This window comes from Thiomonas sp. OC7, from assembly GCF_900634595.1.
Classification (GTDB): domain Bacteria; phylum Pseudomonadota; class Gammaproteobacteria; order Burkholderiales; family Burkholderiaceae_C; genus Thiomonas; species Thiomonas arsenitoxydans.
This window is the reverse complement of record NZ_LR131953.1, coordinates 2,528,297-2,540,632: the sequence shown is the minus strand read 5'-3', so window position 1 is coordinate 2,540,632 and position 12,336 is coordinate 2,528,297. Positions and strand designations below refer to the sequence as shown.

The window sequence follows — 12,336 nt, the reverse complement described above, 5'->3', positions numbered from 1 at the left end:
GAGGAATGAGCCTGAACGTGTTTTGGGGGGCTGGATTTTCAGCGCGTGATCATCTTCTGGATGGCGATCAATATGGACAACTCGCGACTGAGCACGAGCGCGCAACTTGAGCAATTTCTCAGTGCCGACTCCCAGGTTGGGTTTACACCGTATGGCGACGATGCGCATTGCTACGTCCGCTATGTCGCAGCGACACGTCAATGCCCTACTTCACTGATTCGTTCACAAAGTCGATGTAACTTTTCGAGGATGAGGTCCGGCGGTAGCGGTCAACAGTCGCCAGTCGCGCGGGCTCAATGCGCGTTAGAAATCCCGTTCGCTCATCAACCAAGTTGACCAATTCGGATGCGATGTGACTTGCTGGAAAGACGCCTGCTCACCGATGGCCAGCAACCACTGTTGCGTGAGGTGGTAGGCAAACTGAGGCATCACACTCCCCTCCAATCCCCGCTGCCCGTTGTCCAGCATCAACTGGTCGTCGACTTCCACCTCGAGTTGCGCAGCATAGGTCGCCCCTATGGCATGTCCTACGCTCGTATTGACGAACCAGCCGCTGGTGATGCCCGTCCCGATGCGTTGGGTATATCCAGCCTCCCCCTGCGTGAACCAGGGATACCAGAGTTGCGCCCACATCACCTGTGCAGTAACCGCATTGCCTTGGCCTGGCAGCACGCTCGGGCGCGGGTTGGCCCAATACTGGCCTTCCACCTCTGCCGTCAGCAGGCTGGCGCGACCTTCAGTCAGATCACAAGTATGCAAAGCAGCCAACTTCAGCCCAGCCGCGACGGGGCCAAAGGCACTCTGGCCACTCCCGAGAGGCGTGTTGGCGGTATACGCGGGGAGGTCAAGCTCCATGCCCACCCGCTCACTGAACTGGCCCTCGATCTCGGGGGAAAGCGTCAACGACCCTGGCGAGCCATTGGTGTTGGCCTGGGCAAAGAGATAGGCCGCGTTTTCCAGCCAGGGTTCCTCGATGCCGATGGCTTTGGTGATGTAGTCGTCCACATCGCAAGGCTGCACTGGCCATGACTGAGCCTGCGCCTGCGCTCCGATCATCAAGCCACCCATCCATGCCAAGGCCCGGATCCATCGCTTGATTCGCATTCTTCACCTCCACGCAAGCAATGCGAATCATTGTTATTTAAATATATCAGCCTGTCAATGTCGTGATGCATGGCGATTCAGGACATGCGTGTCCAGATCCTCGCACCATCCCCAACCGCCGATCTCGGAGCAGCGTGGCCATGGAGTTGGTGCCCAACAGTTCGCCGGGATCGAGGGCTATCAACAATGGCGCGCCATTCACGCAGACTTCCATCGGGCGGCCAGTCGGGTCATGACTCTGGCGCAAGGGGAGATCACCGCGCCCAGATTGACCAGGCCCATCTCGCGCGCCAGACGCACCACCTGCACGAACAGGTCCGAGAACTCCTTGAGGTGCAGCGCACGGAAGTCCCGAATCGTGCGGTGCTCGGGAAAGTTGCCTGCCGCCAGCATCCGCAACTTGCGCTGCGCAAACAGAATGAACAGCTGGCGTCGACGCCCGATTGAGCGAGCGCGCCGACTATTCGATGACCCACCGGAAACAACGCACGAGCAGCGGCGTAACCTGACACGGTCAACGTCCGATGCCGGCCGCATGGCTGACGTTGCCAAGAAGCGACCCAATGGCTGTACTGGCCGACGAGCCGACGCCGCTCCAACAACCTCATCTCGGCCGAAGCGGGCACTGTCCGCAGTCCGCGCCCACGGTTCAACTAAAGAGCCCTCGCGGCTGGGCTGGCAAGCAAGGGGATCAACGGCGCAGATTCTCTATGGCTTCATCTCTGAGCCAAGACCACAGCCTCGTTGCCCTGTGCGAAAAGATGTACCTGCGACTGCAGACCAGCCTGGGCAAAGGCCGCCTGGATGTCGTCTGGCCGCAGGAGATGGTTGCCTTGCACATGCTCGCTGAGATTCTGGAACGCCAGCCCCTTACGGCTGGGTTGGCGCAAGGCGGTGCGGTCTGCCGGCCAGGCCGGCTCCCAAATGACCACATAACCGCCCGGCTTGAGATTGCCGCGCAGCCACGTGAACAGCGTGTGGGTGTCTTTCTCCCACACATGGTGCAAGGCACGGTTCATCGCTATCAGATCGGCAGGTTCTTCCAGCGTGAGCGCGTGGATGTCCCCCTGGATGAAGCGCAGCCTGTCGGCCAGGCCCTGCTTCCGTGCCATGTCTTGGGCCTGGGAGATGTTCTCCTGGAAGCCGTCGATGCCCAACCCCCGCAGCTTGCCACAGCGCCGCGCCAGTGCGCGCAAATACCAGCCATTGCCGCAGCCCAGGTCGACGGCAAGACCTCCGCGGGCATCCACGTCGGCAAAAGCGGGCACTGCCGGACAAATCGTTTCCTCGAACATTGATGCGAAATTCGCTTCGAGCATCGGCCCGAACCAGGGCAACACGGTGTCGCGCTCGGCCAAAACCTGCTCGCCCGGGCGCTCCCCAGTGCGCATCAGTCCTGCCGCGCGCTCAGCCAGATGCGCCGACAGGACGGATTGCACAGCCATCGGCATGAGGGTGCCCGGCGCCTCGGGGCGCATGGCCTCGCCTGTCGTCGTAAGACGGAAGATGTCGCCCTCTGCATCCAGATAGTCGAATGCATACGCAGTGTCGCACCAGCGCAGCACATAGGCAGAATCGAGCCCAGCCGCTTCGGCCAAGGTGGCGGCAGACGCCGTGCCCAGGCGATGCAGCGTGCTGAAGATGCCATTGACGACGCCGATGTAAGCGATGTTCAGGCTGAGTGCAGCCTGGGATTGCTGGCGAAATTGGGTTTTGAGGTCGTCTACCGTCATGAGAAAACGTGGAACGAGGAAAGATTCTGGTGATGAGGCCATGCCCTGCAGCATGCTTCAGTATGGATGCGCAGCGTACGGACTTCCGATAGGCCCTGATGTATCAGGATGCTGCTAGAGTCGAAACCGATCAGCTTGGCGTACTCGCTCAATTCAACTGGAGAAACACACTCATGACGGTCAATGAAGGAACCTTGGACCGCGCTCTTCGCGTGATTGTTGGTCTGGTGCTTATCGCCCTGACGCTGACCCATGTGATTGGCCTCTGGGGCTGGATTGGCGTTGTGCCTTTGGTCGCGGGGGCAGTGGGTATTTGTCCACTCTACATGGTGCTCGGGATTCGCACCTGCCCGATGCGCAGGAGGTGATTTGCGGGACTGCTTCTCAGCTCACCCCGCGCAGCATGACAGTTGCGTCACATCCTTGGTGAAGGTCTGGGCGGCCAGCTTCAGGCCTTCGACCATGGTCAGGTAGGGGAAGAGTTGGTCGGCAAGTTGCTGCACCGTCATGCGGTTGCGAATGGCGAGTGTTGCCGTCTGGATGAGTTCGCCGGCCTCGGCGGCCACCGCCTGGACGCCGAGCAGGCGTCCGGAGCCAGCTTCGGCGACCAGCTTGATGAAGCCGCGCGTGTCGAAGTTGGCCAGGGCGCGGGGGACGTTGTCCAGGCTCAGTGTGCGGCTGTCGGTTTGTATGCCTTGTCGCTGCGCCTGCGCCTCGCTCAGTCCCACCGTGGCCACTTGCGGGTCGGTGAACACCACGGCCGGCATGGCGGAGAGGTCGAGCGTCGCCTCGCCACCGGTCATGTTGACGGCGGCTCGCGTGCCCCCGGCTGCGGCCACATAGACGAATTGCGGCTGATCGGTGCAGTCGCCTGCGGCGTAAATTTGCGGCACAGTGGTGCGCAAGTGGTCATCGACCACGATGGCGCCGCGCGCATCGCATTGCACGCCGGCAGCGTGCAGATCGAGCGCCGCGGTGTTGGGCGCGCGGCCCGTGGCCACCAGCAGGCGCTCGGCCCGAATCTCGCCCTGGTTCGTGGTCAGCGCGAAGCAGCCGTCGGCGTAGGCCACCGCGCTGACCTGGGTGTGGGTCAGCACGGTGAGGCCCTCTTCGCGCAGCGCGGCGGTGAGGGCCTCACCGATGTCCGGGTCTTCGCGCGACAGCAGGGTGTTGCGCGCCAGGAGGGTGACCTGGCTGCCCAGGCGGGAGTAGGCCTGGGCCAGTTCCAGCGCCACAACAGAAGAACCGATGACCGCCAGGCGCGGCGGAATCGTGTCACTTTCCAGCGCCTCGGTCGACGTCCAGTACGGCGTGGCCTTCAGACCAGCAATGGGGGGAATGGACGGGCTGGCGCCGGTGGCGATCAGGCAGCGGTCAAAGCCCACCCTGCGTTCGCTGCCGTCGTGCAGCGTCACGACCAGCGTTCGGGCGTCTTTGAACCGAGCCGCGCCGCGCAGGGTGGTGATGGCCGGCTGGCCTTCGAGAATGCTTTCATACTTGGCGTGGCGCAGCTCATCCACGCGCGCCTGCTGCTGCGCGAGCAGCTTGTCGCGCAGGATGGTGGGCGTGCAAGGCTGGATGCCCGCGTCGAACGGGCTGTGGCGCCGCAGATGGGCGATGTGCGCGGCGCGGATCATGATTTTGGACGGTACGCAGCCGACGTTGACGCAGGTGCCGCCGATCACCCCGCGCTCGATCAGCGTGACCTGCGCGCCGCTGTCGGCCGCCTTGATCGCCGCCGCCATCGCCGCGCCGCCGCTGCCGATGACGGCAATGTGCAGACCGCTCGCGTCACCGCGGGCAGGATGGGTCGAGTCGGCTGCGCCGTCCGATGTCGTGGAAGAGTAGACCGCCTGTTTCGCCGCGTAGCCGGCCTTGGCCACGGCTGCAGCCATCGCGTCGAACGAGATGCAGGCATCGGCGACGACCTGGGCCGTCCCCTGCGGATACGAGACCTGCGCGGATTTCACGCCAGGCAGCTTTTCCAGGACGTCCTTGACGTGGGTGGCGCAGGCGTTGCAGGTCATGCCGCTGATGCTCAGGATTTCCATGGGCTTCTCTTCGGGTTGGAGGGGGCTGGTTCAGATCGGCTGGGTCGCGTGCGCGCTCCGGCCACAGCAAAGCACGATCGGCTCATCACGGTCGGCTTATTGCACGACCGTCGAGGGATAGCCCGCATCGGTGGTGGCTTTGATCAGGGTTTTGACGGTGGTCTTGGCATCGTCGAAGGTGACCACGGCGTCTTTCTTGACCTCATTCACACTCACTTTTTCCACGCCAGGAACGGCGGTGAGCGCTTTGTGCACGGTGATCGGGCAGACCCCGCAGGTCATGCCCGGCACGGCGAGGGTCACGGTCTGCTCGGCAGCCCAGGCAGGGGCGCTGAAAACGCAGGCGGCGGCAATAGCAGTCAGGAGCTTGTTCATGAGGATTCCTTTCGATTCAATAAAACAGGGGAGCGACATAGGGAAAAGCCAGCGCCACGACAATCAGCGCGGCGACGATCCAGAACAGCAGCCGGTAGGTGGCGTTGATCTGGGGAATGGCGCAGACCTCGCCCGGTTTGCAGGCCGCAGGCGCTCTGAACAGGCGGCGCCAGGCGAAGAACAGGGCGATGAGGGCGGCGCCGATGAAGATCGGCCGATACGGTTCGAGCAGGGTCAGATTGCCGATCCACGCGCCGCTGATGCCCAGCGACAGCAGGATCAGCGGGCCCAGGCAGCAGGTCGAGGCCAGAATGGCCGCGAGCCCGCCGGCGAACAGCGCGCCGCGCCCGGCGGGCGAGTGAGGGGGTCTGGGTTGCGACATGCCGAAACTCCATGAGATGGACGATGTCGGCACTGTAGAACCGTACCAAAGTACGGAGTCAAGCGGCGTCGCGCCTTGGTTGACAAGGCGGCATGGCCTTTGCCGTTCAGCCGACGTACGGCCGCATGAACCTGACTGGTCAGGGATCGTGAACCTCGCCGTGGAGTGCGTCGATCAGGGGGCAGGACATGGAGCCATCGCTGCAGGCGCAGGCGCGAATCATCTCGGCCAGCGCCGATTCAATGCGCCTGAGGTTGGCGAGCTTGGTGCGCACGTCACGGAGCTTGCGTTCACCGAGCTCACGCGCCTGATCGCAGTGCATGCCGTCATCGAGCTGCAGCAGGCCGGCAATCTCGTCGAGGCTGAACCCCAGCCCTTGGGCAGATTTGATGAATCGCAGGCGGGCAACGTCACCGGGCCCGTAATGGCGGAAGCTTCCCTGGGGTCGCTCGGGTTCGCCCAGCAAGCCCTTGCGCTGGTAGAACCGGACGGTTTCGACGTTGACACCGACCGCCTTGGCGACGGTGCCGATGGTCAAACCATTTGAATTGAGTTGCATCGTCTTGGCTCCGATTCAGGACCGCAAATCCCTGCGCGATGGGACGAACTGCCGATCGGCGCCAAGCATCTCGATCGAGAACCCCCTCCTGCCATCAGGTTAGCGCAGCTAGCGCGACTGATGAGGACATCCGTGTTGGCACCGATGCCGATTTGAGCCACATGCCGATCGGCGAATGAGCCATGGCAAACGAGATGCGCGTGGCGTCAACCTTGAATTTCAGCGCGCCTCAACCGACCCACTGCAAACACGGCGCATGGCTCAAATCGGCATCCGCGCCGACAGCGCAGGACACTGACGACCTCAGCGACCGCTGTTCACGCCTTGGCTGCCATTGCTACAAGCGGGGGCCAGTGCCCGCTCAGGCCGAGGAGCGGTCGTGAGGATTGCACCACATCCAAGAAATGTCGCCTATGGCCGCCGACATGTTGACCTGCCCCGCCTGGCGCCTGTGACCGCTTTGGATCAGAACGACTGGCGGGTTTGCGCTGGAATACTCACAGACACGAGCCAGCGCGGCAACTGCCCGAAAAGCCGACGCAGCAGACGGCCGTTTTCGTCGAGGGCGATGTGATCGTGATTGACCGGAGTCCTGTGGGACCTCCATCAAACCCGGCGGCTGTTCACTCGCGGTGTAGATGCTGCCCCAGAAAGTCAATGAATACGCGCAGCCTCGGAACCATGTGCCGATTCGTCGCCCAGAGAATCTGAAACATGCCTTGACGGGTGCTCGCACTCTCGAGCACAGGGAGCAACTTCCCCTCGGCCAGCGGTTCACGCGCGACGAAGTCTGGAACGTAGGCAATACCAAGTCCTTGCAGCGCGGCCGACAGTACGGCTTCGGTATTGTTAAAGACGAGCTGCTGCGATCGAACAGAGGCGCTCGGGCCTTGCAATACCGACACGCCATTGACTAGCCACTCCTGGAGCTTGCCGCTCGACGGATACTTGAATCGCAAACACACGTGATTCGCGAGGTCACGGGCATTGCCAAGCGCCCCATATTGAACAAAGTAGGCGGGCGATGCGCACACGATGAACCGATAGGGGCAGAGAGGTTTCGCCGTAAGGGTGGAGTCGGACAAAGGGCCACTGCGGATCACAGCGTCGAAGCCCTCGTTGATCACATCTACCAGGCGGTCGCTGAAATCGAATTCCAGGTCAATTTCGGGGTATGCATGGCGAAATTGTGGGATGACGGGTAAGAGAAGGCGGTAACCAATGGTGGGCAAACTGATCTTCAGCCTGCCGCGCGGTGTCCCTTTTGCCTTCGAAAGCTCTGCCTCGGCGTCCTCGATCTCTTGCAGTGCACTGCGGCAACGCACGAAAAACGTCATGCCCTCGTCGGTCAAGCTGATCTGACGTGTGGTGCGATGGAAAAGCCTGACACCCAAATGCTTTTCGAGGCGGGCGATGCTCTTGCCGACAGCGGAAGCGGAAAGCCCGAGATCGCGGCCTGCGGCAACGAAGCTCAGCGTTTCGGCAGCCCGCACGAAAGCGGCCAGCCCACTCAAATTGTCCATAGTGCAAATCGCGTAACGCGTCTTACCGGTATTGCGGAATTTTCATCCACATTGTTCGGATAGCAAGGCCATTTATCTCAGGACGCCCTCTGCCTAGCATCATCCTCAATGCGAAGTGTGGTACGCCTATTCGGGACCATGACCTTCACCAGCATTTGACTAGAGGATTTCTGTATGAGCATGGACGAATGTGGCACTTACAACGGAACGCAGAAGCTGTTGGTCCTGGGTGCCATTTGCCTTTCCGGACTCTCGATGCCCGTCAGCTTCACTGGCCCGGCAGTTGCATTGCCTGCTATCGCGCAAGGTTTGGGCGGAACCCCCATCGAACTTAGCTGGGTGACGAACGCGTTCATGCTAGCGTTCGGTAGCAGTCTCATGATTGGCGGCTCTCTCGCCGATCGCTATGGACGCAAGCGGCTGTTCATGCTCGGAACGATGGGATTCGCAATCTTGTCACTGATCGCGATGCACGCCACTAGCATGCTCTGGCTGGATACTTTACGGGCGCTGCAAGGAGTCGCCAGCGCCGCGGCGCTGTCGTCGGGCGCCGCGGCATTGGCCCAGGAGTTCGAAGGCAACGCGCGCACCCGTGCGTTCAGTCTGCTGGGGACCACGTTTGGCGTCGGCCTGGCCTGCGGCCCGGTCGTCGCCGGATTTTTGATTGAGCATTTCGGCTGGCGTTCTGTCTTCCTGAGTGTGACGGCGATCACGCTGCTCGCCTTCGCGTTAGGTGGATGGTGCATCCGCGAAACGCGCGACCCAGGTGCGACAGGATTCGATTGGCTGGGCGCGGCAACATTCACCGGTGCTTTGACGTTTTTCACCGTTGCGGTCCTGCTCGTGCCGGAAAACGGATGGTTGAGCGCACCCGTGCTGGCCCTGCTCGCAACATCCAGTCTGATCATGGCCACCTTCGTGATTGTCGAACGGCGATCCAAACGGCCGATGCTCGACTTGTCCCTGTTTCGCTACCCGCGTTTCATCGGCGTCCAGTTCCTGGCGGCAGCGCCTGCGTATGCCTACGTCGTCCTGCTGGTGCTTCTGCCTCAGCGCTTTATCGGGATTGAGGGGCTGGACGCGATGACAGCGGGGCAAATGATGTTCGCGCTGTCGGCACCGATGCTTGTCATTCCCTTCCTTGCCGGGATGCTGACTCGGTGGCTTTCGCCTGGTCTCATCTCCGGCGTCGGGCTTCTGCTGTGCGCCTGCGGCAATGTGTGGCTGGCCCAGTGTCCTCCTGGGCAACTGCCGGATCAGACCATCTTGGCCATGATCCTCATTGGCATCGGCGTGAGCCTGCCGTGGGGCTTGATGGACGGTCTTGCAGTCAGCGTCGTACCCAAGGAGCGGGCGGGCATGGCGACCGGCATCTTCAACACAACGCGCGTTGCCGGAGAGGGCATTGCGCTTGCCATCGTGACGGCGCTGCTCGGTGGGATGGTCCAAGCGAACTTGGCAAGCACCGAACCTGCCAGCGTGAGCAGTGCCACTTTGTGCGCTGCGGCCAATCGCCTGGCGATGGGCGACATGTCCCGCGCGCTGCAGTTGCTGCCAAACGCGACGCATATCGGGCTCATGCACAGTTACGCAGACGCATTTCATCTCCTGCTCTACGTGCTGGCCGCCATCAGCTTGCTTTCTGCTGCGATGGTCTTCGGGTTCCTGGGCCACTCCAAACCCACATATGTCGAACTCAGTGAACTCCGTGGCGAGAGTGCCGGGTTGTAGGGATAGCCGTCATTTGGTAACTGCGGACTGACGGTTGCGCCGCAATCTGCGACCATCGTTGTAAAACAGTACCAATCACGACAGATAGTGCCTTTCGCGTCATGAACTTGGCTTGCAGAAGCTGCAAGGCAATCAGCCGTTCACTTTGGGCGAGTACCCTCTCGCATAAAGAAAAAGGTGAGGACGGCGCCCGCCAGAAAGACGGCGGCGATCATCGCCAACGCCAGACCGGCTTTCAGGGTGGCGCCCTGCAGCAATGCGCCGAGGACGGCGATGCCCATGGCGCCGCCGCTCTGGCGTGCAGCGTTCAATACTCCGGATCCCACGCCGACGAGTTCTGGAGGCAGGCTCGAGAGGGCTGCTGCGACGATCAGGGGTAGCGTGCCGCCGCCCATGCCGATGAGCAATCCACCGACGCTCATGCTCGAGGACGTAAAGCCGAAGGTGGCCAAGATCGCTGCGCCGAGCACCCCGGCCAACATCCCCAGGGCGGCTAGCAAGCGAGCACCGATGGCGTTGACGATCCAGCCCGAGGCCGTGGCGAACACGGCGGTCGATAGAGTCATCGGGATCAGCAGGACGCCCACCGACAGCGGCGAGTAGCCCTGCGCCTGCAGCGCCACGGGCAGGACGAACAGCGCACCGTAATACGAGAGGTTGTAGAGAAACGCCGCGCCCACCGACGCGGAGAAGGTCCGAGACCGGAACAGGCTGAGTGGCAGCATCGGCTCCTGCCGACGATGTTCGACCGCAATAAACAGCAGGCTTGCGGCCACGCCGATGGCCAGCGCGCCGACGATGGCTGGCGACGTCCAGCCGTATTGACGGGCCTCAATGGTCGAGAAGGTGATGGTGAACAGAGCCACGACCGCAAGAAGCTGACCAGCAGGGTCAAAGGCGCGCCGATGGGTCGCTGGCTTACCGGCGGAGATGGCGGCGATGGAGAGGACCACCAGGCAGACCGGAATGTTCACGAAGAAGATGGAACGCCAGCCGAGGGTCTGGACCAGGAACCCACCGATCAGCGGCCCCGCCACCAACGCGGTCGCCGAGATTCCGCTCCAAATGGCCACCGCCCGCGCCCGCTGATTGGCCTGCGGAAAGGCATTCGTCAGTAAAGCCATGGAACTGGGCAGGATCGCCGCGGCGCCAAGGCCTTGCACCGCGCGGGCGGCGATCAGCTCGGCCACGCTATGGGCCAGGCCGCAGGCTGCCGACGCCAGGGTGAAAAACGTCAGGGCGCCCAGGAACACCGGGCGCGCGCCCCACCGGTCGCTGGAGGCGCCGGCCGTGAGGAGCAGGCTGGCGAAGACCAGCGTATAGGCACTGGCGACCCACTGCAACGCGGATAGGGGCAGGCCAAACATGTCCCCGATGCTCGGCAAGGCCACGTTGACCGCCGTCACATCCAACGTCACCATGAACGAACTGATGCCGACGGCAGTAAGAACGAATGCTGGCGACTGCATCCCACCGATGCGCTTCGGTGCAGCGAGGGTGGATTTGACTTCGATGGACATGACCAGCACCAAGTGGGGGCGATGAGTCCATTTTGCTCAGCGATGTCGCAGAAGTAAAATTAGACTTGCAGATTCATTGCATAAGTTGAGCTACTGACCATGATGAACCTCATGCACTGGCGACTGCTCATCGCGATCGCAGAGTCGGGCGGCATTTCCAAGGCGGCGGCGAATTTCGGTGTGACCCAATCGGGCGCGAGCCAGGCGATCGCACGGCTGGAAGAGTTGCTCGGGGTGCCGCTGCTGGTTCGAGACCGCAGGCACACGGTGCCGACAGCCGTTGGCGAACAGGTCATCGCCCGGGCACGCAAGATGCTGGCCGAGCTCGACGCGATCCAGGCCCTGGCCGACGAAGCGAAGGGCTTGCATCGGGGACGGATCAAGCTGGCGAGTTTCCCGTCCGTGTTTGTCGCCCTGCTGCCGCCGTTGCTGCGTACTTTCCGCCGACTGCACCCAGGCATCAAGGTGGTTGCCTTGGAAGCCAGCGACGACGAGGTCGAGGCCTGGCTCACCAACAACACCATCGACCTGGGCGTCGTCATGAATCCCTCACCCGAACGCAACGCCGTGCCGCTGGGGCATGACGAATGGGTGGCGGTTGTCCCGGTGCGGCATCCTCTGGCTTTGCGTAGTCCTCATGGCAGTGTGAATCTCGGCGAACTGGTTGAGGAGCCTTTTGTGCTGGCCACAGGAGGATGCGTGATTCATGGGAAAAGTCTGGCGGAGTCCGCAGGCTTGTCGCTGGCCGACCAGCGGGTCACGGTTCAGGACTGGGCGAGTGCGTTTGCCTTGGTCCGTGAAGGGGTCGGCGTCACCCTCGTGCCGAGTCTGACCCTGCCTGAGAATCAAAAGGGACTGCGCGTGCTTCCATTGCAGACACCGATTTATCGTCACTTCGGTTTGGTTTGTTCCGAAGTCGGAAGAGCATCGCATGCCGTGAGCGCTTTTTTGGATGTTGTTCGCGCGACCGAGCGGCCCAGTCGCTGAAGGAAATGCCAGACAAGGCATGCAGCAAATGTACGTTGCACACGCCTTGATCGCGTTGGCACTTGATCTGCGAGAGACTTGGTGAACGCAGGCCGGGATCTCTTCGGTCTCGATGAAGCACCTGACGTTGTGTTGGAAATCAACAAACTCGGTATATGGGTTGGCTGGAATTGATCCGCTGCGCTCCTGACCGCGCATGCGGGTCTCCTCGACGGCCGCGACGCAACCACCCACCACCAGTACCTTGACAAGATGCGTCTCGTTGCGGCTCGGCCCGGCCGACCCCGAGCCTTCGCCCCTTCTCGCCCACCACGGCCACCTCCACTTGCAGCTCCACCGCCTGCAAGATGCCACCGCCAGCAACCGCAGAG

11 protein-coding genes and 1 pseudogene are annotated in these 12,336 nt (G+C 62.2%); 3 read left to right on the top strand and 9 right to left on the bottom strand.

All coding sequences use genetic code 11. From position 1 onward, the window contains the following. Positions 1–303: 303 nt before the first annotated feature. The 3 genes and pseudogenes from BIO17B3_RS12210 to BIO17B3_RS12200 form a co-directional block, all read right to left on the bottom strand. On the bottom strand, positions 304–1,104 hold the full coding sequence (locus BIO17B3_RS12210) for a hypothetical protein (protein ID WP_156054234.1): 801 nt from the start codon (positions 1,102–1,104) through the stop codon (positions 304–306). A 255-nt stretch (positions 1,105–1,359) separates the two neighbouring features. Then, a pseudogene (locus BIO17B3_RS12205) lies at positions 1,360–1,503 on the bottom strand (IS5/IS1182 family transposase); the annotation flags it as partial. A gap of 317 nt (positions 1,504–1,820) precedes the next feature. Continuing rightward, positions 1,821–2,837: a trans-aconitate 2-methyltransferase gene (locus BIO17B3_RS12200; protein WP_156054233.1), complete on the bottom strand. Its 1,017-nt coding sequence runs from the start codon at positions 2,835–2,837 to the stop codon at positions 1,821–1,823. 173 nt (positions 2,838–3,010) lie between these two features. On the opposite strand from BIO17B3_RS12200, the gene BIO17B3_RS12195 reads away from it, so the two are divergent. Beyond that, positions 3,011–3,205: a DUF2892 domain-containing protein gene (locus BIO17B3_RS12195; protein WP_156054232.1), complete on the top strand. Its 195-nt coding sequence runs from the start codon at positions 3,011–3,013 to the stop codon at positions 3,203–3,205. A 21-nt stretch (positions 3,206–3,226) separates the two neighbouring features. On the opposite strand, the gene merA is transcribed toward BIO17B3_RS12195, so the two are convergent. The 5 genes from merA to BIO17B3_RS12170 all read right to left on the bottom strand — a co-directional run bounded on the left by merA (position 3,227) and on the right by BIO17B3_RS12170 (position 7,727). Continuing rightward, positions 3,227–4,864, bottom strand: a complete 1,638-nt coding sequence (gene merA, locus BIO17B3_RS12190; protein ID WP_370512647.1) for a mercury(II) reductase — start codon at positions 4,862–4,864, stop codon at positions 3,227–3,229. A gap of 120 nt (positions 4,865–4,984) precedes the next feature. Then, entirely contained in the window at positions 4,985–5,263 is a 279-nt protein-coding gene (gene merP / locus BIO17B3_RS12185) for a mercury resistance system periplasmic binding protein MerP (protein WP_156054230.1), read from the bottom strand. Between the two features lie 16 nt (positions 5,264–5,279). Then, on the bottom strand, positions 5,280–5,645 hold the full coding sequence (merT, locus tag BIO17B3_RS12180) for a mercuric ion transporter MerT (RefSeq protein WP_156054229.1): 366 nt from the start codon (positions 5,643–5,645) through the stop codon (positions 5,280–5,282). 139 nt (positions 5,646–5,784) lie between these two features. After that, positions 5,785–6,204 carry an Hg(II)-responsive transcriptional regulator gene (gene merR / locus BIO17B3_RS12175; protein ID WP_156054228.1) on the bottom strand — a complete coding sequence of 140 codons (420 nt, stop codon included), beginning with the start codon at positions 6,202–6,204 and terminating at the stop codon, positions 5,785–5,787. 623 nt (positions 6,205–6,827) lie between these two features. Next, positions 6,828–7,727, bottom strand: a complete 900-nt coding sequence (locus tag BIO17B3_RS12170) for a LysR family transcriptional regulator (RefSeq protein ID WP_156054227.1) — start codon at positions 7,725–7,727, stop codon at positions 6,828–6,830. Positions 7,728–7,901: 174 nt separating this feature from the next. On the opposite strand from BIO17B3_RS12170, the gene BIO17B3_RS12165 reads away from it, so the two are divergent. Further along, on the top strand, positions 7,902–9,458 hold the full coding sequence (locus tag BIO17B3_RS12165) for an MFS transporter (RefSeq protein WP_013123581.1): 1,557 nt from the start codon (positions 7,902–7,904) through the stop codon (positions 9,456–9,458). A 140-nt stretch (positions 9,459–9,598) separates the two neighbouring features. Here the strand turns inward: BIO17B3_RS12165 and BIO17B3_RS12160 are convergent, their stop codons facing one another. Next, on the bottom strand, positions 9,599–10,978 hold the full coding sequence (locus tag BIO17B3_RS12160; RefSeq protein WP_141202340.1) for a DHA2 family efflux MFS transporter permease subunit: 1,380 nt from the start codon (positions 10,976–10,978) through the stop codon (positions 9,599–9,601). Between the two features lie 99 nt (positions 10,979–11,077). Between BIO17B3_RS12160 and BIO17B3_RS12155 the strand changes: the two genes are divergently transcribed. Beyond that, the gene (locus tag BIO17B3_RS12155) at positions 11,078–11,965 is read left to right on the top strand and encodes a LysR family transcriptional regulator (RefSeq protein WP_094159818.1); all 888 of its coding nucleotides are present in this window, start codon (positions 11,078–11,080) and stop codon (positions 11,963–11,965) included. The last annotated feature ends 371 nt before the right edge of the window (positions 11,966–12,336 follow it).

What these genes read in the sequence shown, in the direction of transcription:
- BIO17B3_RS12155 (WP_094159818.1), top strand. Translation starts at nt 11,078, where the DNA reads ATGATGAACCTCATGCACTGGCGACTGCTCATCGCGATCGCAGAGTCG.
- BIO17B3_RS12170 (WP_156054227.1), bottom strand. Translation starts at nt 7,727, where the DNA reads ATGGACAATTTGAGTGGGCTGGCCGCTTTCGTGCGGGCTGCCGAAACG.
- BIO17B3_RS12210 (WP_156054234.1), bottom strand. Translation starts at nt 1,104, where the DNA reads ATGCGAATCAAGCGATGGATCCGGGCCTTGGCATGGATGGGTGGCTTG.
- merR (WP_156054228.1), bottom strand. Translation starts at nt 6,204, where the DNA reads ATGCAACTCAATTCAAATGGTTTGACCATCGGCACCGTCGCCAAGGCG.
- BIO17B3_RS12195 (WP_156054232.1), top strand. Translation starts at nt 3,011, where the DNA reads ATGACGGTCAATGAAGGAACCTTGGACCGCGCTCTTCGCGTGATTGTT.
- BIO17B3_RS12160 (WP_141202340.1), bottom strand. Translation starts at nt 10,978, where the DNA reads ATGTCCATCGAAGTCAAATCCACCCTCGCTGCACCGAAGCGCATCGGT.
- BIO17B3_RS12165 (WP_013123581.1), top strand. Translation starts at nt 7,902, where the DNA reads ATGAGCATGGACGAATGTGGCACTTACAACGGAACGCAGAAGCTGTTG.
- merA (WP_370512647.1), bottom strand. Translation starts at nt 4,864, where the DNA reads ATGACCTGCAACGCCTGCGCCACCCACGTCAAGGACGTCCTGGAAAAG.
- merP (WP_156054230.1), bottom strand. Translation starts at nt 5,263, where the DNA reads ATGAACAAGCTCCTGACTGCTATTGCCGCCGCCTGCGTTTTCAGCGCC.
- merT (WP_156054229.1), bottom strand. Translation starts at nt 5,645, where the DNA reads ATGTCGCAACCCAGACCCCCTCACTCGCCCGCCGGGCGCGGCGCGCTG.
- BIO17B3_RS12200 (WP_156054233.1), bottom strand. Translation starts at nt 2,837, where the DNA reads ATGACGGTAGACGACCTCAAAACCCAATTTCGCCAGCAATCCCAGGCT.